The following is a 19,419-nucleotide window of genomic DNA, read 5'->3' as shown; positions in this document are numbered from 1 at the left end:
CCCTCGCGGCGAGGGGTTGGGGGACGTCTGCCCCGCAGATAGGCGGCGCGGCGCGGCTTGTCCATGGGGCCGAGGTCGGGACTCTGCCCCCCCCCCGCCCCGACGCTGCCTGCGTGTCCCCCGGGACAAATCCCCGTTGACGCGAGGTCACGCCGCGCGGCGGCAAGCGCCGGTTTCCAGCGCGGGCCAGAGACTTTGCGCCGCGGAGCGCATGCCGAGGAGCGTGAGCTCCGACGCGGAGGGGCGCAGGGCGAAAGATGGTCGTGCCGGTTTCGGGGATCGCCTTGCCGGTCAGTTCCGCCATTACCGCGAGCGCGGTGACTTTGGCGGTCTTGTTCTGATCCGCCGCCATGCCGAGGGTCGCCCAGCATCTCAGGGGCTCGACCGGGCGCATGTTCTCCTTGTGCGCCAGCGCGACGTCCTTGCAAAACCCCTCTGGCGCGCCCGTCCCGCCTACACCCCCCGGAGACAATCGCTGGGCCGCGGCCCAATATGCCTCCGATGCCAAGGCCTTTGCTTGCTCCTTGGTGGTCAAGCGGCTATGGGATGCGCGCAATCTGGACAGCCGGAGCGAGGCCATGGCCAAGGAAAAGAAAGCCCCCCGCCCCCGGGCACAAACGCCCAAGGGGTTCCGCGACTATTTCGGCACAGAAGTGACCGAGCGTGCGCATATGCTGCATACCATCGCCGGGGTCTACCATCGCTACGGCTTCGAGGCGCTGGAAAGCTCCGCCGTGGAGACCGTCGAGGCGCTTGGCAAGTTCCTTCCGGACGTGGACCGTCCGAACGAAGGTGTCTTTGCTTGGGAAGACGATGACGACGGCTGGGTGGCGCTGCGCTACGACCTGACCGCGCCGCTGGCGCGGGTCTATGCCCAGCACCGCAACGACCTGCCGACCCCCTATCGGCGCTACGCCATGGGGCCGGTCTGGCGCAACGAAAAGCCCGGCCCGGGCCGCTTCCGCCAGTTCTACCAGTGCGATGCGGATACCGTGGGCGCGCCCTCGGTGGCCGCCGATGCCGAGATCTGCGCGATGCTCTCGGACACGCTGGAAGAGGTCGGCATCCCGCGCGGCGACTACCTTGTGCGGGTCAACAACCGCAAGGTGCTGAACGGCGTGCTCGAGACCATGGGCCTGTCCGATGATGCCCAGCAACAGGCGGTTCTGCGCACCATCGACAAGTTCGACAAGGTCGGCGAGAACGGCGTGCGCGAGCTCTTGGGCAAGGGGCGTCTCGACGCCTCGGGCGCCTATATCGACGGCGTGGGCCTTTCCGACGATCAGGCGGCGCCGGTGCTGGCCTTCCTGACCTCGAAAGGGGCCGATGCAAGCGCGACGCTGGCCAACCTGCGCGCCGCCATCGGCGGCTCGGCAGTGGGTGCCGAGGGCGTGGACGAGCTTGAACAGATCGCCACCCTGCTCGACGCGGGCGGATATGGCTCCAGCCGCATCGAGATCGACCCTTCGGTGGTGCGCGGCCTCGGCTATTACACCGGCCCGGTGTTCGAGGCAGAGCTGACCTTCGAGATCCTCGACGAGAAAGGCCGCAAGCGGCAGTTCGGCTCGGTCTCGGGTGGCGGGCGCTACGACGATCTGGTCAAGCGCTTCACCGGCCAGTCGGTGCCCGCGACCGGCGTGTCGATCGGTGTCGACCGGCTGCTCGCCGCGCTGCGCGCCAAGGGCCGCATCGGCGGCGCGGCGCAGGGCCCGGTCGTGGTGACGGTCATGGATAAGGCGCGCATGGCCGACTATCAGGCGATGGTCGCCGAGCTGCGCAACGCCGGCATCCGCGCCGAGGTCTACCTCGGCAACCCGAAGAACTTCGGCAACCAGCTCAAGTACGCCGACAAGCGCGAGTCTCCCGTGGCCGTCATCGAGGGCGGTGACGAGAAAGAGCGCGGCGTGGTGCAGATCAAGGATCTCATCCTCGGCGCCAAACTGGCGCAGAACGCCAGCCTTGAAGAGTGGAAGGAGCGCCCCTCGCAATACGAGGTGCCACGCGACCAGCTGGTCGCCAAGGTGCGCGAGATCCTGAGCCAATGGGCGTGAGTTTCGCTGCCGAGAAGGCCGAGGCGGAACGGCTGAGGGCGGTCTTTGCCGAGGCCGGGGCGCAGCCGCTCGACTGCGCGATCATGCAGTCGGCGGAAACGCTGCTGGATTTGTATGGCGAGGACATCCGTGCCCGCGCCTATGTCACCCACGACCCGTCGCGCGGCGAGATGATGCTGCGTCCCGATTTCACCGTGCCGGTGGTCGAGATGCATATGTCCGACGGCGCCGAGCCCGCCCGCTACACTTATGCCGGTGAGGTCTTCCGCCGCCAGGAAGAGCACCCCGAGCGCCCCTCGGAATACTACCAGGTGGGCTACGAGGTGTTCGACCGGGGCGACCAGGCGCAGCTCGACGCCGAGGTCTTCGGCCTCTTTGCCGAGGTGCTGAAGCCGGTGAACCTGCGCCCGGTGACCGGCGATATCGGCATCCTGACCGCCGCCGTCGCGGGACTGCAGACCTCGCAGGAGCGCCGCGACGCGCTCTTGCGGCACATCTGGCGCCCGCGCCGCTTCCGCGCCCTGCTCGACCGCTTCTCTGGCAAGACGCCGGTGCCCGCCCCGCGCGCCGCCATGCTGGCACAGGACGACCCGATGGCCAAGGCCGGGCGGGTGATCGGCCTGCGCTCCGAGCGCGAGATCGAGGCACGCATCGCCGCGCTGCGCGCCGATGCCGCCGAGCCGCCACTGTCCCGCGCCCAGGTCGACATGATCGACGCCGTCCTTGCGGTGCGCGAGACCTGTTCGTTTGCGCTCGAGCACCTGCGCGACATCGCCGTGGATATGCCCGCCCTGCTGCCCGCGCTCGAGACCTTCGAGCGCCGCTGCGAGGCACTCGCGGCGCGCGGCGTCGACGTGGCGGAACTGGACTTCGAAGCCAGCTACGGCCGCAGCTCGATGGAATATTACGACGGCTTCGCCTTCGGCTTCGTCTGCGAGAGCCGCCCGGACCTTCCCCCCATCGCCACCGGCGGGCGCTACGATGCGCTGACCCGGCGGCTCGGCGGCGGGCAGGAGATTCCGGCGGTGGGCGGCGTGATCCGACCGGGCATCCTTCTGGAGGTGGCGAAATGACCATCAAGCTCGGTGTGCCCTCCAAGGGCCGTCTGATGGAGAAGACCTTCGACTGGTTCGGCGCGCGCGGCGTCACGCTCTCTCGCACCGGATCGGACCGTGAATATGCGGGCGCGGTCGAGGGCGTGGACGGCGTGTCGCTGGTGCTGCTGTCGGCGGGGGAAATCCCGCGCGAGCTGGCGTCGGGGCGCATCCATCTCGGCGTCACCGGCACCGACCTCATCCGCGAGAAGCTGGTGCAATGGGACCAGAAGGTCGAGCCGCTGGCCGAGCTGGGCTTTGGGCAGGCGGACCTCATCGTCGCCGTGCCCGCCGCCTGGGTCGACGTGGACACGCTCGACGATCTCGACGGGGCCGCCGCCGCCTTCCGCGCGCGCCACGGCTTCCGCATGCGCATCGCGACCAAATATCACCGGCTGGTGCGCGACTACCTGCGCATGGGCGGTGTGGCCGACTACCAGCTCGTGGACAGCCAGGGCGCGACCGAAGGCACGGTGAAGAACCTCACCGCCGAGGCCATCGCCGACATCACCTCGACCGGCGAGACGCTGCGCGCCAACCACCTCAAGGTGCTGGCCGAGGAGCCGGTGCTGCGCAGCCAGGCGACGCTCTTCCGCTCGCGGGCGGCAAAGATGAACGATGCCGACCGCGAGGCGCTTCGGGTGCTCTGCGAGATGCTGCACGTCTGATCAAGAAAAGGCCCCCGCCAGTGCGGGGGCCTTTTCTCTTCGAAGGGAGGTGCAACGCCCTTGGGACGTAGCCACCCCGCTCACGCTTCCAGCTTGTCCTGCGTGCGGGTCTCGAAATCCGAGGCATCGTGGCGCTCGTGCAGCTGCTCTTCGAGCGGGCCGCTGGCCTTGTTGACCATGCGCCCACGCTTCACCGCCGGGCGCGCGTCGATCTCCTTGGCCCACCGCTGGACGTTCTCGTAGCTTGCCACGTCGAGGAACTCGGCGGCCTCGTAGGCACGGCCAAGCGCGAGGTTGCCGTACCAGCACCAGATCGCGATGTCGGCGATGGTGTAGTCGTCGCCGGTCATGAACCTGCGGTCCGCGAGGTTGCGGTCCAGCACGTCGAGCTGGCGCTTTGCTTCCATGGCGAAGCGGTTGATCGGATATTCCATCTTCTCGGGCGCATAGGCGTAGAAATGCCCGAAGCCGCCGCCGAGATAGGGCGCACTGCCCATCTGCCAGAACAGCCAGCTCAGCATCTCGGCCCGGTCCTCGGGCTTGCCGAGGAAGGCGCCGAACTTCTCGGCGAGGTGCAGCAGGATGGCGCCGGATTCGAAGATGCGCACGGGGGTGTCGCCCGAGCGGTCCATCAGCGCCGGGATCTTCGAGTTGGGGTTCACCTCGACGAAGCCCGAGCCGAACTGGTCGCCGTCGCCGATCTTGATCAGCCAGGCGTCGTATTCGGCGTCATGGCCGGCGGCGAGCAGCTCCTCGAACATCACCCCGACCTTCTGGCCGTTGGGCGTGGCGAGGCTGTAGAGTTGGAACGGGTGCTTGCCGACCGGCAGCTCCTTGTCATGGGTGGCCCCGGCGATGGGGCGGTTGATCGAGGCGAACTGGCCGCCGCTCTCGGCGTCCCATGTCCAGACCTTGGGGGGGGTGTATTCGGCAGTCATGAGAGGGCTCCATTGTCTGATTGCGCCGAACGGTAGCGGTTTGCGTCCGAAAGGCCAGAGCCAGCCCTGTGCGTGGCGGCACATGTGGGTGTGAGGCGGTGGGGTGCGAGGCGGTCGCCATGCGACCCCCGGCGGCGGGTCTGGTTCTGCCGCGGCGGGGGATTGCGGAGTTTGCCCGCGCCCGCACCAGGCGCGTTTTCCCGCGGGATATTCCCCCCACAAGAAAGCACATGCGGCGCGCTTTTCCTTGGCCGGCGCGCGCCTATCTTGGGGGGATGTCCGCCTTGCCCGCTTCCCTCGACCAATGGTTCTCCGCGCGTGGCTGGAGCCTGCACCCGCACCAGCGCGCGATGCTGGCGCGCGCCGGCGCTCCGGCGCTGCTGCTCATCGCGCCCACCGGCGGCGGCAAAACGCTGGCCGGCTTCCTGCCGACGCTGGCCGAGCTGACCGAGGCGCCGAGGGCCGGGCTCCATACGCTCTACGTCTCGCCGCTGAAGGCCCTGGCAGCCGACATCCGGCGCAACCTGCTCATCCCCATCGAGGAGGCCGGCCTGCCGATCCGCGTCGAGGACCGCACCGGCGACACCTCGTCCTCGCGCAAGCGGCGGCAGCGGGCCGACCCGCCGCATATCCTGCTGACCACGCCCGAGAGCCTTGCGCTGCTGACCTCCTACGAGGATGCGCCGCGCATCTTCGCGGGGCTGCAAAGGGTGGTGGTCGACGAGATCCACGCCCTCGCCGAGAGCAAGCGCGGGGATCAGCTGATGCTGGCGCTGGCGCGGCTGCAGACGCTTTGCCCGGGGCTGCGGCGGGTCGGGCTCTCGGCGACGGTCGAGGATCCGCAGGCCATCGCCCGGCTGCTGGCCCGGCACCCGGACCCCTGCGAGATCCTCGAGGCCGACCCGGGGCCGGAGCCGGATATCTCGATGCTCGAGACCGAGGCCGCCCCGCCCTGGTCCGGCGGCGGCGCGGCCTATGCGATCCCGGCGGTGCTGGAGCAGGTGAAGCGGCACCGCACCACGCTGATCTTCCACAACACCCGGGCGCAGGCCGAGATCTTCTTTCACAAGCTCTGGCTGGCCAATGAGGACGCGCTGCCGATCGGCATCCACCACGGCTCGCTCGACCGCGGCCAGCGCGAGAAGGTCGAGGCCGCCATGGTGCGCGGTGATCTGCGCGCCATCGTCTGCACCGGCTCGCTCGATCTTGGCATCGACTGGGGCGATGTCGACCTGGTGATCCAGATCGGCGCGCCGAAGAACGTGAAACGCCTCGTGCAGCGCATCGGCCGGGCCAACCACCGATATAATGCGCCCTCCAAGGCGCTGCTTGTGCCCGCCAACCGCTTCGAGGTGGTGGAATGCCTCGCGGCGCTCGAGGCGGTTCGGGCGCGCGATCTTGATGGCGAGAGCCGGGGCCCCGGCCCGCGCGACGTGCTCTGCCAGCACATCCTCATCGCCGCGTGCGCCGGGCCGTTCGAGGCAGAGGCGCTTTACGCCGAGATGATCACGGCGGGGGCCTATGCCGGGCTGAGCCGGGCCGAGTTCGACGATTGCCTGCAGTTCTGCGCCACCGGCGGTTACGCGCTGCGGGCCTATGACCAGTGGCAGCGGCTGAAGCAGCGCGAGGACGGGCTCTGGCAGCTGCGCGATCCGCGTTCGGCGGCGCGCATCCGGCAGAACATCGGCACCATCCAGGACACCGATACGCTCAAGGTGCGCTACCGCGGGCGCGGCGGCGCGCCCTTGGGAGAGATCGAGGAGGGCTTTGCCGCACAGCTGACCCGTGGCGACACCTTCCTCATTGGCGGGCAGATCGTGCGCTACGAGGGGCTGCGCGAGATGGTGGTGCAGGTCAGCCGCGACGCCCACAGCAAGCCGAAGATCGCCACCTTCATGGGCACCAAGTTCGCCACCTCCACCCAGCTTTCCGAGCGCATCCTGCGGATGTTCCAGCAGGAGGACTGGCCGGGCCTGCCGGAGCACACCGCCGACTGGCTGCGCCTGCAGCGCGAGGTCTCGCGCCTGCCGCAGCCCGGGCGGCTGCTGATCGAGAGCTTTGCGCATGACGGGCGCGAGCAGCTGGTGGTCTACGGCTTTGCCGGGCGCAACGCGATGCAGACCCTGGGCCTTCTGCTGACCAAGCGGATGGAGGAGGAAGGGCTGGCGCCCATGGGGTTCGTCGCCACCGATTACGCGGTGCTGATCTGGGGGCTCGATGCGGTGATCGACCCGGGCCCGCTTTTCGATCTCGCGGCGCTGGAGGCGGGGCTTGAGGGCTGGCTGGCGGGCAACGCGGTGATGAAGCGGACCTTCCGGGCGTCGGCCACCATCGCCGGGCTCATCGAGCGCAACATCGGCGGCCAGCGGAAGACCGGGAAGCAGGCGACCATGTCCTCGGACATCCTTTACGATACGCTGGTGAAATACGACCCCGGGCACCTGCTGCTGCAAATCACCCGCGAAGAGGCCATGCGCGGGCTGGTGGATTTCGCCCGCATCCGCGAGATGTGCCAGCGGGTCGAGGGGCGGATCGATCTTGTCCGGCTCGAGCGGCTCTCGCCGCTCTCGGCGCCGCTCTTCCTCGAGCCGGGCCGGGTGCCGATCCGCGGCAGCGCCGAGGCGCGGCTGCTGGAAGAGCAAGTCGGGGCGCTCCTTCGCGAAGCGGGGCTGGCGCAGATCGGCGCATGACGGACCATGCCGCGGACCGCGTTTGGCGGGCAGAGCAGCACAGAGCGGGCTTGGCCCCCGGCCGCAGCGCGGCCTCCCCCGGGGTATTTGGGCCTAGAAGCAGGGCGCGGGCTCTGGCATTGCAGCCCGCATGACACGCGTGAAGATCGATTTTTGCGGGGCGGCGCTGGAGGCGCTCGGATCCGGGGCGCTGTTCTGGCCTGCCGAGCGGCTGCTGGTGGTCTCGGACCTGCACCTTGGCAAGTCGGCCCGGCTCGCGGCGCAGGGCGGCGCGCTGCTGCCGCCTTACGAGGGGCGCGAGACGCTGATGCGGCTGGAGCGCGACCTCGAGGCCACCGGCGCGCGGCGCGTGGTCTGCCTCGGCGACAGTTTCGACGCGGCGGGGATCGACCTCCTGCTCCCCGAGGAGGAGCGGCTGTGGATCGCCCGGCTGCAGGCCGGGCGCGACTGGATGTGGATCGAGGGCAACCACGACCCGGGTCCGGTGTCGCTCGGCGGTGCGCATCTGGCCGAGCTCGATCTGGGCGGGCTGGTGCTGCGGCATATCGCCGAGCCGGACGCGCGCGGCGAGATCTCGGGGCATTACCACCCCAAGGCGCGGCTGGTGCTGCGCGGCGGGCGGGTGGTCTCGCGGGCCTGTTTTCTGGTGGACGGGGCGCGGCTGCTGATGCCCGCCTATGGCGCCTATACCGGCGGGCTGCGCACCGACAGCGCGGTGCTGGCCGGGCTGATGGAGCCGGGAGCGCGGGCAATCCTCACCGGCGAGGTGCCGCTGGCGATCCCGATGCCGCGCTGAGGGTGCCGGGCGGGGTGCCGCCCGGCGTTATCATGCTCAGGCCGTCAGCCCCTCGGGCTCGGCAAGGCCATTGGCGCGGCAGCACGCCGTCACCGTGTTGGCCAGCAGGCAGGCGATGGTCATCGGGCCGACGCCGCCCGGCACGGGGGTGATCGCCCCCGCGACCTCGGCAGCCGAGGCAAACTCGACATCGCCAACCAGCCGGTGCTTGCCCTCGCCCTTTTCCGGCGCGGGGATGCGGTTGATGCCCACGTCGATCACCGTGGCGCCCGGCTTCACCCAATCGCCGGGGATCATCTCGGCGCGGCCCACGGCGGCGACGAGAATGTCGGCGCGGCGGCAGACCTCGGCCAGATCCTTGGTGCGCGAATGCGCGATGGTCACCGTGCAGCTGTCGCCGAGCAGCAGCTGTGCCATCGGCTTGCCGACGATGTTCGAGCGGCCCACCACCACGGCATTCAGCCCCGACAGCGCGCCGAGGTGGTCGCGCAGCATCATCAGGCATCCGAGCGGCGTGCAGGGCACCATGCTCTTCTGCCCGGTGCCCAGAAGCCCGACGTTGGAGATGTGGAAGCCGTCGACGTCCTTGGCCGGGTCGATGGAATTGATCACCAGGTCGGAATTCAGGTGCCCCGGCAGCGGCAGCTGCACGAGGATGCCATGCACGGCGGGGTCGTTGTTGAGCCGGTCGATCAGCGCCAGCAGGTCCGCTTCGGAGGTCTCGGCGGGCAGCTTGTGCTCGAAGCTGTTCATCCCCGCCTCGAGCGTCTGCTTGCCCTTGTTGCGGACGTAGACTTCCGAGGCCGGGTCCTCGCCCACCAGCACCACGGCGAGACCCGGGGTGATGCCGTGCTCGTCCTTCAGTCGGGTCACATGGGCGGCGACCTGCGTCCGCACCTTTTCGGCAAAGGCCTTGCCGTCGATGATCGTTGCGCTCATGCGCCTCACTCCTGTCCCAGTACCGTTTCTTCGCGGCGGATCGACCAGTCCACCAACGCACGCCAGAGCGTCTCGCTCAGCTCGGGGTCGATCCCCTCGGCCTCGGCATTGCGCCGGGCGTTGGCGATGACCTCGTCGACGCGGGCCTCGATCCGGGCGGGCAGACCCGCGCCGGTCTTGATCTCGGCGGCACGGTCGATGAGGCTCTGGCGGTGCGCCAGCAGCGCCGTCAGCGCCTTGTCGGTGGCATCGATCTCGGCGCGCAGCGCCGTCATGTCGCCAAGGGTTGCGGGATCGCGCATGGGTGTCTCCTTGCAGGCTGACCGTGGACCGCTGCGCCCCCTATGCCGCGATGCGGCGCGATGATCAACGCACCAGTGCGGCAAAGCCCAGTACAAAGACGACACTCGGCGCGCGGATCGGAAACCGCGGGCACCTTCCGGAGACGGCGCCCGCGCTCGCGGCGGGGAAGCCGGCCTCAGAACAGCCCCTCGACCTCTCCGGCGTCGTTGAGACGGATGGTCTCGGCCGCGGGGACCCGCGGCAGTCCGGGCATGGTCATGATGTCGCCGCAGATCGCCACGACGAACCCTGCCCCGGCCGAGAGCCGCACCTCGCGCACCGGCACCATGTGGCCCGTCGGGGCGCCGAGCTTCTTGGGGTCGGTCGAGAAGGAATACTGGGTCTTGGCCATGCAGACCGGCAAGCTGCCGAAGCCCTGCTCTTCCCATTCGGCAAGCTGCGCGAGGATGCGCGGATCGGCGGTCACCTCCTCGGCGTGGTAGATGCGCTTGGCGACGGTCTCGATCTTTTCCCAGAGCGGCATCTCGTCGGGGTAGATCGGTGCGAATTGCGCGGCATCTCCGTCAGCAATATGCGCGACGCGCTCGGCGAGCTTGGTGATGCCCTTCGAGCCCTCGGCCCAGTGGCGGCAGAGATGCGCCTCGGCGCCGCGCGCCTCGGCATAGGCCTTGACCGCGGCCACCTCGGCCTCGCTGTCGCCGGCGAAATGGTTGATCGCCACCACCACCGGTACGCCGAACTGGCGCAGGTTCTCGATGTGGCGGCCAAGGTTGGCGCAGCCCTTCTTCACCGCGGCCACATCCTCGGCGCCAAGGTCGGCCCGGGCGACCCCACCGTTCATCTTCAGCGCCCGCACCGTCGCCACCAGCACCACGCAATCGGGGTGCAGCCCCGCCTTGCGGCACTTGATGTCAAAGAACTTCTCGGCCCCGAGATCCGCCCCGAAACCCGCCTCGGTCACCACGTAATCGGCAAGGCTCAGCGCGGTCTGTGTGGCCATGACCGAGTTGCAGCCATGGGCGATATTGGCAAACGGCCCGCCGTGCACGAAGGCCGGGGTGTGCTCGAGCGTCTGCACGAGGTTCGGCTGCAGCGCATCCTTGAGCAGAACGGTCATCGCGCCGTCGGCCTTGAGGTCGCGCGCGTGCACCGGGGTCTTGTCGCGGCGATAGGCGACGATCATGTCGCCGAGCCGCTGCTGCAGGTCGGTCAGATCGTCGGCGAGGCAGAGGCAGGCCATAACCTCGGAGGCAACGGTGATGTCGAAACCGCCCTGCCGCGGGAAGCCGTTCGGCACGCCGCCGAGCCCTGTCACCACGTCGCGCAGAGCGCGGTCGTTAACGTCGAGCACCCGCCGCCAGACGATGCGCCTCAGGTCGATGTCGAGCGCGTTGCCCCAGTGGATATGGTTGTCGATCATCGCCGACAGCAGGTTGTGCGCCGCGGTGATCGCGTGGAAGTCGCCGGTGAAATGAAGGTTCATCTCCTCCATCGGCACCACCTGCGCGTGCCCGCCGCCCGCCGCCCCGCCCTTCATCCCGAAGTTCGGCCCGAGCGAGGCCTCGCGGATGCAGATCGCCGCCTTCTTGCCGATCGCCGCCAGCCCGTCGCCAAGGCCGACGGTGGTGGTGGTCTTGCCCTCGCCCGCCGGGGTCGGGTTGATCGCGGTGACGAGGATCAGCCGGCCCTGCTTGCGGCCCTTGAGCCCGGCGATGAAACTCGCGGAGACTTTCGCCTTGTCATGGCCGTAAGGGATGAGGTCCGTACCGGTGATGCCGAGTTTCTCGCCGATCTCCTGGATCGGGCGCTTTTCGGCGGCGCGGGCGATTTCGATGTCGGTGGTCATCTTGCTGCTCATGGGCGGGGGCCTCCTTCCCGTCTGGTCGTCTGCCGCCCTCCATAGCCGCTCGCCGCGCGCCGGTCACGCGCGAAGCGCTCAGCCCTTGCGGACGGCCTTGAGGTGTGCCCAGACACGCTGGTCGGGGATGTGCAGCCGCATCTCGTCGCCAAGCGCCAGCCGTCCCGGGCGCTCGACCCAGGCGGTGACGCCGCGCCTGCCCTTGGCCGCGGCCTTGAAGGCCTTGCCGTGGCCTTCGTGCTCTGCCTCGATCTCGCGGGCGGGCAGGTTGCAGGGGCGGTTCTGCATGTCGATGATCAGCGTCACCCCATCCGGCCCCTGCAGCCGCGACGAGGGCGGCAGGTGGCTGAAATCGGGAATCCCCTCGAGCACCAGCGTCGCCCCGGCGAGCTGCGGGTCAAGCTCGTCCAGCTTCACACGCTCGGCGATCTCGGCCAATTCCTCGGCGGACATCAGGCACATCTGGCGGACGTTGGCGATCTCGGTGCCGCGCTTGTGCTGCGAGGTCACCCGCGAGCAGGACGGCCGCGTGCGCCCGGCGTGGCGCTCGCCTTCCGGCCCGCCCCAGCCGATCTCCAGCGACTCGACCGCCCGCGAACGGATGTCGTCTCCCTCCGGCGGGACCTGCCCCAGCCAGGTGATGCGGGCGGAGAACTCGGTGGGGATGAGCGCGGGCATGAGAGGATCCTTGAACGACTGATACGGCGCTTAGTTGGGCCACAGATGCCCGGCGAGGTCGAGAGGAGATCCGCGCGGATCGCCTTTCAAAAGGCCGGATGCCAGCACTCGGCAAAAGAAAGACCCCGGGGCCGTTTCGGGCTCCGGGGTCTGCATCTTTTCAAGATCGAGGCGCTCAGGCCGAAGGCTCGGGCTCAAGGCCGCCCTCGTCGGCGGGCTTGGGCTTGGGCTTGGTCTTGGGGATCGCGGTCAGGCTCGGCGTATCGTCGGCGTCATCGTCGTCGCCGCCCGAGGCGTTCGGCGGCTCGCCCTTCATCACGCGCTTGATCTCGTCGCCGGTCAGCGTCTCGTATTCGAGCAGCCCCTGCGCCAGGCGCTCCCATTCCTCGTTGTTGTCGGTGAGGATCTGGTAGGCGCGCTCATAGGCGGTCTGGATAAAGGTACGGACCTCTTCCTCGATCAGCTCCTTGGTGTGCGCCGAGACCGACAGGCCCGCGGTGTTGCCCTGGTAGCCCTCATGCGCTTCGGAGTAGTCGATGTTGCCGATCTTGTCCGACATGCCCCACCGCAGAACCATCGCGCGCGCAAGCGCCGAGGCCTGCTGAATGTCGCCGGCCGGGCCGTTCGAAACATTGGGCTCGCCGTACTTGATGATCTCGGCCGCTTTGCCCGCCATGGTCATCGCGAGCTTTTCCTCGCATTCCGACTTGTGCCAGTTCAGACGGTCGATCTCGGGGAGCGAGACCACCATGCCGAGCGCACCACCGCGCGGGATGATCGTCGCCTTGTAGACCGGATCGCACTGCGGCAGCATCAGGCCCACGACGGCGTGACCGGCCTCGTGGTAGGCGGTCTTTTCCTTCTGCTCGGCGGTCAGGACCATCGATCGGCGCTCGGCGCCCATCATGACCTTGTCCTTGGCGTTCTCGAAATCTTCCATGGTCACGAAGCGGCGGCCGACGCGGGCGGCCATCAGCGCCGCCTCGTTCACGAGGTTCGCCAGATCCGCGCCCGAGAAACCGGGGGTGCCGCGCGCGATGATGCGCAGGTCGACATCCGGGCCGAGCGGGGTCTTGCGGGCGTGCACGCCGAGGATCTTCTCGCGGCCCTTGATGTCGGGGTTGCCGACCATGACCTGACGGTCGAAGCGGCCCGGACGCAGCAGCGCGGGGTCGAGAACGTCGCGGCGGTTGGTGGCGGCAATGATGATCACGCCCTCGTTCGCCTCGAAACCATCCATCTCGACCAGCAGCTGGTTGAGGGTCTGCTCGCGCTCGTCGTTGCCCCCGCCATAGCCCGAGCCACGGTTGCGGCCGACCGCATCGATCTCGTCGATGAAGACGATGCAGGGGGCGTTCTTCTTGGCCTGCTCGAACATGTCGCGCACGCGGGACGCACCGACACCGACGAACATCTCGACGAAGTCCGAGCCCGAGATGGTGAAGAAGGGCACGCCCGCCTCGCCCGCGATGGCGCGTGCCAGCAGCGTCTTACCGGTGCCCGGAGGGCCAACCAGCAGCGCACCCTTGGGGATCTTGCCGCCGAGGCGCGAGAACTTCTGCGGGTTGCGCAGGAATTCCACGATCTCCTCGAGCTCTTCCTTCGCCTCGTCGATGCCCGCCACGTCGTCGAAGGTGACGCGGCCGTGCTTTTCGGTCAGCAGCTTGGCCTTGGACTTGCCGAAGCCCATGGCCCCGCCCTTTCCGCCGCCCTGCATGCGGTTCATGAAGTAAATCCACACACCGATCAGCAGCAGGAAGGGAAGAAGGCTGAGCAGGAAGGCCTGGAAGCCGGATTGCTGCTGCGCCTCGGCCCGGACGGTGACACCCTTGTCGATCAGCGTGTCGGTGACCTGGGCATCCTCGGGCTTGACGGTGACGTAGTCCTGACCGTCATTGCCGCGATAGCGGATCTGCTCGCCGTCGATGGTGACGGAGCTGACGGATTGCGAATCCACCGCCTCCATGAAGTCCGAGTAGCTGATTTCCCGGCTCTGCAGCGTGCTTCCGCCTCCGGAGAAGAGGTTGAAGAGCGCCAGAATCAACAGGAAAAGAACGACCCAGAAGGCGATATTTCGTGCGTTGCCCAAGGACGGCCTCCTAAAATGACGTATCTCGCGGACCTCTCGGTTCCGCGATCTGTGCCTAACATAAGGGCTGTGCCCGCCGGTTCAATGCGATTTCACCCCGAAGCCGGGCCCGACCTCAGGAATACCGCGAAGTCAGAGGGCAAGCGCCCGAAGGGGCAGAGCTGGAAAACCGGGTCTTCTCCTGCAGGTTGCAGCGCGTCGCAGGCAACCAGCCGGTCGCCCTCGAAAATTGCCGGGGCGCTGCGCGCGGCATGGAAAGGAACCGGCGGCTCGGCCTTTCTGTCACGCTGCGCCCAGCCGTCCTCGCCGAGCGCGCGCAGGGTGAGCCCCGCAGGAACGGCGCGCGCAAGGCGCCAGCGCCCGTCCCAGAGCGCGCCCGGCTGAGCCGCGCACGACAGATCCTGCACCGCTGCGTACTCGCGGAAAAGGGCGATCTGTCCGCGTTCGATCCGCGCCTCGCAGCCGTGCAGCGTGCCCCCCCCGCCGCCGAGCAGCCGGTCGAGCAGCGCCTCCAGAGGCCCCTCGCGGGGCGGGTATTCCGCGCCGGACACGAACCGCAGCGCCGCCGACAAAAGCCGCAGCTGGGTGTCGCGCTCGATTGTCTGAAATGCGGTCTGATCGAAGATGAGGTCGCCGCAGCGCTGCGGAGGCACCTCGGCCGAGATCTCGCCCCAGACCTGCGCCGCCCGCGCCCGCAGCGCCTCGGAGGCGCGCGCCATGCGGGTGGCGGCCGCGGCGAGATCAGCGCCGGTCAGCGACCCCGCCGCCTCGAGACGGGCGACGAGCTTGCGGGCCCGCACCCGCTCATAGCCCTCGTCATCGTTGGATGGATCATCGACCCATTGGCCCTGCAGCACCCGCAGGTAATGGCGCAGCTCGGCCCGGCGCATGGTCAGGCAGGGTCGGACGACACGCATCGGTGCGCCCTCCCCGAGCTGCACCTCGCGCAGCGGCCGCATCGCCGACAGCCCCTCGACCCCGGCCCCGCGCGACAGGCGCATGACGAAGCTTTCCGCAACGTCATCGGCGGTATGGGCAAGCAGCACGTCGCGGGTTTCGCCCCGCCAGCCGTCGATGAGGGAAAGCCGGGCCCGGCGGGCGGCATCCATCAGGTTGCCTTGCCCGTCCCAGTGCCAGCGCAGGGTCTGGTGCTCCCAGCCGAGTTCGGCGCAGGTCTCGGCGACCATCTCCGCCTCGGCGGCGGCCTCGGGGCGCAGCCCGTGGTCAACCGTCACCACCCGCAGCCGCACGCCCCAGACATGGGTCCAATTGTGCGCCAGCGTCAGCATCGCCATGCTGTCGCCCCCGCCGGAGACGGCGAGGGCAATGCTCTCGGGGAAATCGGGGCCAAGCGCCGCGCCCATGGCCTCGGCGAAGCGCTGGTCGAGCGAGGCGCTCACCGGGATGCCGCCCGTCGGCCTCACTGGCAGCCGAGGCGACCCATCTCCTCCGCCGCCTTCGCCACCTCTTCGGTGCCCGGGTAGCGGGTTGCCACCTCGCCCAGCGTCACGCAGGCTTCGGTCGTGCTGCCCAGCTCGCCAAGCGCCGTGCCGAGCTGCCAGAGCGCCGCAGGGGCGACCTCGCTCTCGGGGTAGTTGGCATAGGCCCCAAGGAAGCGGCGCGCCGCCTCCCGGGTGTCGCCCGCCTTTTTCAGCGCCTGGCCCTCGGCCAGGAAGCTCGCCGCCTCTAGCGGAGAGCCCGGGTAGGTCTGGCGGAAGGCCGCAAACTTTTCCGCGGCGGATTGAAAGTCACCATTGGCGAGCGCCTCCTGCGCCCGCCGGAAGTCCGTCTCTTCGCCGACGGCAAGCTGCGCACCGCCCGCGAGGGGCGTTTCAGCGGTCTGCGCCGGGGTCGGCGCGGGCGCGGGCGTGCCGCCCGTTGCGGGTTGCTGCCCGCCGAGCGGCTTGGTCTGGCCGATGGCGCCGATGTCGCAACCGGGCTCCAGCTCGCAGATGCGGAACTCCAGATCGCCGATGCGGTTGGTGCCATCCGCCACGACGCTGTCGATGCGGTGGCCCAGTTCCTCGGTCTTGGCGGTCACCCGCGACAGCTCGGCCTCGATCGCGTTGACGCGGTCGAGCGTGCTGGCGGGCACGTTCATCGAGCCGATGCCGGTGGTGTTGAGCTCTTGCTTGAGCTTCAGAAGTTCACCGTTCAACAGCGCGAGGTCCTGGCGGAGGTCCGCCAGGGTCTCGGTTTGCTGGGCCTGCGCGCCGGACGCGATCAGGCCCAGGCACAGGGCGATGCCGGTCAGACGCATCCGCCCGGCCTCAGCTCGTCATGCCCATGGAGATCACCGTCACCGCGCGACGGTTCTTGGCGTAGCACGCTTCCTGCGAGCAGACCTCGATCGGGCGTTCCTTGCCATAGGAGATCTGGCGCAGGCGGCTCGAAGCGACGCCCTTGGAGATCAGGTATTCCATCACCGCGTTGGCGCGGCGTGCGCCGAGCGCGATGTTGTATTCGCGGGTGCCCTGCTCGTCGGCGTGTCCTTCGATCACCGCGAGGTAATCGGAGTTGGTCATCAGCCATTGCGCCTGCGCGTCCAGCGTCGCCTGCGCGTCGGCGGAAAGCGTCGACTGGTCGACGGCAAAGAGAACGCGGTCGCCGATCGCCTGGTTGAAATAGGCGGGCGAACGCGGGTCGCTGGCGGAGCCGTCGAGGTAGCCGCCGTTCACGCCGCTGCCATTGCCGTAGCCTGCGCCGCCGGCACCGGTGCCATCGCCCGCGCCGAAGCGGTCCGGGTTGGTACAGGCGGCAAGGCCAAGGCCAGCCACCAGCATCAGAACCTTCGGAAGATATGTCATTGGATCACTGTCCTGCTCGTGTGTTTGCCGCAACGCTAGCACAGCGTGAAAGCCTTGGGAACGTGGCGCATTGAAGCCGAGATAACCCTTTTGAGAGGATTGTTTCCAAGGCAACAGGGCCAAGGAGCCCCGCCCCTTGGCCCGGCGTGCCCGCCCGGCTGTGCGTTTATTGCAGCGGGCCCCAGCTCGGGTCCGACGCGCCGTCCGGCGTGCGCACCCGCTTGAGGTTCCGCCCCGAGACATCGACCGTGTAGAGCGAGCTCGCCCCGGTGGCGCCCTGCGTCTCGCGCGCAAACATCAGCACGCGGCCATTCGGCGCCCAGGTCGGGCCCTCGTCGAGGAAGGAGGCAGTCAGCAGCCGCTCCTCCGAGCCGTCGGTGCGCATCACCCCGATATGGAAGCGGCCCGCGTTCTGCTTGGTGAAGGCGATGAGATCGCCGCGCGGCGACCAGACCGGCGTGCCGTAGCGGCCCTGGCCAAAGCTGATCCGCGTCGGCTCGCCGCCGCCCACCGGCATGACGTAGAGCTGCTGGCTGCCCGAGCGGTCGCTCTCGAAGACGATCTTGCTGCCGTCGGGCGAGAAGCTGGCGCCGGTCTCGATCGAGGGCGCGGTGGTCAGCTGCCGGGTCTGGCCGGAGTTGATGTCCATCGCGTAGATGTCGGTGTTGGAGCCGCGGGTCATCGAGTAAAGCAGCTGCGAGCCGTCCGGCGAGAAGCGCGGCGCAAAGCTCATCACGCCATCGGTCGTCGGCAGCATGCGGCTCTGCACCGAGCCGACGTCGAGCACATGGATGCGCGGCTCGCCCGTCTCGTAGCTGGTATAAAGCACGCGGCTGCCGTTCGGCGAGAAGCGCGGCGCGATGACGATGGAATTGCTCGAGGTGAGGAACTGCACGTTGGCGCCGTCGTAATCCATGACCGCAAGCCGCTTGGCACGCTCGTCCTTGGGCCCGGTTTCCGAGACGTAGACCACGCGGCTGTCGAAATAGCCGCCCTCGCCGGTGATCCGCGAATAAACCTGGTCGGCGACCTTGTGGGCCAGCCGGCGCCAGCCGTCGGCGGTGGCCGAGAACTGCATCCCCTGCCCCAGCTCGGTGCCGGCAAAGACGTCCCAGACGCGGAACTTCGCGGTGAGCTTGCCCGCCCCGTCCGACGACACCGCGCCGGTGATCAGCGCCTGCGCATTGATCGCCTTCCAGTCCGAGAACTGGATCGGGCTCGAGAAGTTCGACACGCGCGAGATATGCGCGTCGCGCGGGATCTCGCGGAAAAGGCCAGTGCCGGTCAAATCGTCGGCGATCACCCGGCTGATCTGCTGCGCGTATTGCGCCGCGTCATCGCTTTCGGCGACGAAGTCGGGCACCGCATAGGGCAGCGGTTCGACCACGCCTTCGGTGATCTCGATGCGCAGCGGGCCATCCTGGGCCAGCGCCGGCGCGGCCAGCCCCGCCACTGCCAGCGCAGGTGCAAGGATGAGGGCCAGTAGTCTAGTCATGCTCGTGTTCTCCTTCCCGGTCGCGCCGACGCGCTTGTGTGCCGCAGGAATGACTGCCTCGGGGCCAACATAGCGCGGGGAGGTGCCCCGGACAAAGCGCCGCAACGCGCGGCCTGCGCAAATCCTTGCCTGAGGGGCGGTCACCGCAGCCTCATCTGCTCGGGGTTGAAGGTCATTTCGATGGTCTTCCACTGGTCGTACTTGTCCGCCGGAAGCGGGTAGCCGTCGGCCTGGCAGCGCAGGATCGCCCGGCGCGCGTTCTGGAAGGCGGTCTCTGCCGCCGAGGCATCGCCGCCGGACGAGCCGATCATCCGCAGCGAGGACGAGACGACCCGACCACCGGGCTCCATGTCCATGCTGACGGTGACCGTCACGTTGGCGGCCTGGCTGCCGACGTCGACCACCCAGCACTTCTGCACCGCAACGCGCAGCGACTCGCGCTCGCCCTGCGTGAGCGGCGGCCCCGCGGGCCCGCGTTCCTCGGCAGCACCGCCAGCAGCCAGCGCCTGCGCGATGGCATCGGCGACGGCATCCTCTGCGGGCTCCGGCGCGGCGGGCTCCGGCGTTTCGGTCTGCGCGGTCTCGGTCCTCGGTGTTTCAGCCGGTTTTTCGGCAGGAGTCTCCGCGGGTGTCGGCGCTTCCGGCTCGGGTTCCGGCTCGGGGCGCTGCGCGAGCTGGGTCGGACGGGTGAGCGGCCGGCGCGAGGCATCCGGCGCGAGGGTCGGCGCGGGCGGCGCGGGCTCCTCGGCGGCGGCGGGCTCCTCGGCCTCAGTGACGATCTCGGTCGCCACTTCCTCCGGCGCGGTCGCCTCCTGCTCTTCCTCGACCACCTCGGCGGCCTCCGACTCCGCCTCCGCGGCCTGCTGCACCTCCTCGGCGACAGTGGTGTCGGGCTCAGGCGGAGCCACAGGCTCTGGCGCCACGCGCGGCGCGGGGCGCGGCACCGGGCGCTCGGCGCGCTCGGGAGCGAGCACCGGCGGCGGGGCCGACGTTTCGGGGGTCGGCGGCGCCTC

16 protein-coding genes and 1 pseudogene are annotated in these 19,419 nt (G+C 69.0%); 5 read left to right on the top strand and 12 right to left on the bottom strand.

The window, feature by feature from the left end:
• Nucleotides 1-298: 298 nt before the first annotated feature.
• Nucleotides 299-394: pseudogene (locus G0Q01_RS27365) on the bottom strand (hypothetical protein); the annotation flags it as partial.
• A gap of 184 nt (nt 395-578) precedes the next feature.
• Here G0Q01_RS27365 and hisS point away from each other — a divergent pair.
• Genes hisS through hisG form a run of 3 tightly spaced genes read left to right on the top strand, consistent with a single transcriptional unit; the run spans nt 579 to nt 3,813 of the window.
• Entirely contained in the window at nt 579-2,051 is a 1,473-nt protein-coding gene (hisS, locus tag G0Q01_RS15970; RefSeq protein ID WP_164213616.1) for a histidine--tRNA ligase, read from the top strand.
• Entirely contained in the window at nt 2,042-3,124 is a 1,083-nt protein-coding gene (locus G0Q01_RS15965; RefSeq protein WP_164196698.1) for an ATP phosphoribosyltransferase regulatory subunit, read from the top strand. Before hisS ends, G0Q01_RS15965 begins: the two co-directional genes overlap by 10 nt.
• Complete coding sequence (hisG, locus tag G0Q01_RS15960; protein ID WP_164196697.1) at nt 3,121-3,813, top strand: ATP phosphoribosyltransferase; 693 nt, start codon at nt 3,121-3,123, stop codon at nt 3,811-3,813. The genes G0Q01_RS15965 and hisG overlap by 4 nt, the downstream gene beginning before the upstream one ends.
• A gap of 80 nt (nt 3,814-3,893) precedes the next feature.
• Here hisG and yghU read toward each other — a convergent pair whose 3' ends face one another.
• The gene (gene yghU, locus G0Q01_RS15955) at nt 3,894-4,751 is read right to left on the bottom strand and encodes a glutathione-dependent disulfide-bond oxidoreductase (protein ID WP_164196696.1); all 858 of its coding nucleotides are present in this window, start codon (nt 4,749-4,751) and stop codon (nt 3,894-3,896) included.
• A 275-nt stretch (nt 4,752-5,026) separates the two neighbouring features.
• On the opposite strand from yghU, the gene G0Q01_RS15950 reads away from it, so the two are divergent.
• Nucleotides 5,027-7,441, top strand: coding sequence for a ligase-associated DNA damage response DEXH box helicase (locus G0Q01_RS15950; RefSeq protein ID WP_164196712.1), 2,415 nt, complete (start codon nt 5,027-5,029; stop codon nt 7,439-7,441).
• Between the two features lie 130 nt (nt 7,442-7,571).
• Nucleotides 7,572-8,237, top strand: coding sequence for a ligase-associated DNA damage response endonuclease PdeM (gene pdeM / locus G0Q01_RS15945; protein ID WP_164196695.1), 666 nt, complete (start codon nt 7,572-7,574; stop codon nt 8,235-8,237).
• A 36-nt stretch (nt 8,238-8,273) separates the two neighbouring features.
• On the opposite strand, the gene folD is transcribed toward pdeM, so the two are convergent.
• From folD to G0Q01_RS15895, 10 genes are all read right to left on the bottom strand, one after another.
• The gene (gene folD, locus G0Q01_RS15940) at nt 8,274-9,176 is read right to left on the bottom strand and encodes a bifunctional methylenetetrahydrofolate dehydrogenase/methenyltetrahydrofolate cyclohydrolase FolD (protein WP_164196694.1); all 903 of its coding nucleotides are present in this window, start codon (nt 9,174-9,176) and stop codon (nt 8,274-8,276) included.
• 5 nt (nt 9,177-9,181) lie between these two features.
• Nucleotides 9,182-9,478: a chorismate mutase gene (locus tag G0Q01_RS15935; RefSeq protein WP_108967909.1), complete on the bottom strand. Its 297-nt coding sequence runs from the start codon at nt 9,476-9,478 to the stop codon at nt 9,182-9,184.
• Between the two features lie 176 nt (nt 9,479-9,654).
• Nucleotides 9,655-11,337, bottom strand: coding sequence for a formate--tetrahydrofolate ligase (locus tag G0Q01_RS15930; RefSeq protein WP_164213615.1), 1,683 nt, complete (start codon nt 11,335-11,337; stop codon nt 9,655-9,657).
• 78 nt (nt 11,338-11,415) lie between these two features.
• Nucleotides 11,416-12,015 carry an MOSC domain-containing protein gene (locus tag G0Q01_RS15925; RefSeq protein WP_108967912.1) on the bottom strand — a complete coding sequence of 200 codons (600 nt, stop codon included), beginning with the start codon at nt 12,013-12,015 and terminating at the stop codon, nt 11,416-11,418.
• 175 nt (nt 12,016-12,190) lie between these two features.
• Nucleotides 12,191-14,104, bottom strand: coding sequence for an ATP-dependent zinc metalloprotease FtsH (gene ftsH, locus G0Q01_RS15920; protein WP_164196692.1), 1,914 nt, complete (start codon nt 14,102-14,104; stop codon nt 12,191-12,193).
• 92 nt (nt 14,105-14,196) lie between these two features.
• Complete coding sequence (tilS, locus tag G0Q01_RS15915; RefSeq protein ID WP_164196691.1) at nt 14,197-15,504, bottom strand: tRNA lysidine(34) synthetase TilS; 1,308 nt, start codon at nt 15,502-15,504, stop codon at nt 14,197-14,199.
• A gap of 20 nt (nt 15,505-15,524) precedes the next feature.
• Nucleotides 15,525-16,364, bottom strand: coding sequence for a tol-pal system protein YbgF (gene ybgF / locus G0Q01_RS15910; RefSeq protein ID WP_164196690.1), 840 nt, complete (start codon nt 16,362-16,364; stop codon nt 15,525-15,527).
• A 10-nt stretch (nt 16,365-16,374) separates the two neighbouring features.
• On the bottom strand, nt 16,375-16,911 hold the full coding sequence (gene pal / locus G0Q01_RS15905) for a peptidoglycan-associated lipoprotein Pal (protein ID WP_108967918.1): 537 nt from the start codon (nt 16,909-16,911) through the stop codon (nt 16,375-16,377).
• Between the two features lie 166 nt (nt 16,912-17,077).
• Entirely contained in the window at nt 17,078-18,406 is a 1,329-nt protein-coding gene (tolB, locus tag G0Q01_RS15900) for a Tol-Pal system beta propeller repeat protein TolB (protein WP_164196689.1), read from the bottom strand.
• 140 nt (nt 18,407-18,546) lie between these two features.
• The coding region (locus tag G0Q01_RS15895; RefSeq protein ID WP_164213614.1) for a cell envelope biogenesis protein TolA at nt 18,547-19,419 on the bottom strand (873 nt) is incomplete at its 5' end.

This window comes from Salipiger sp. PrR007 (genome assembly GCF_010499845.1).
Taxonomy (GTDB): Bacteria; Pseudomonadota; Alphaproteobacteria; order Rhodobacterales; family Rhodobacteraceae; genus Salipiger; species Salipiger pacificus_A.
This window is presented reverse-complemented; position numbering and strand designations above follow the sequence as displayed.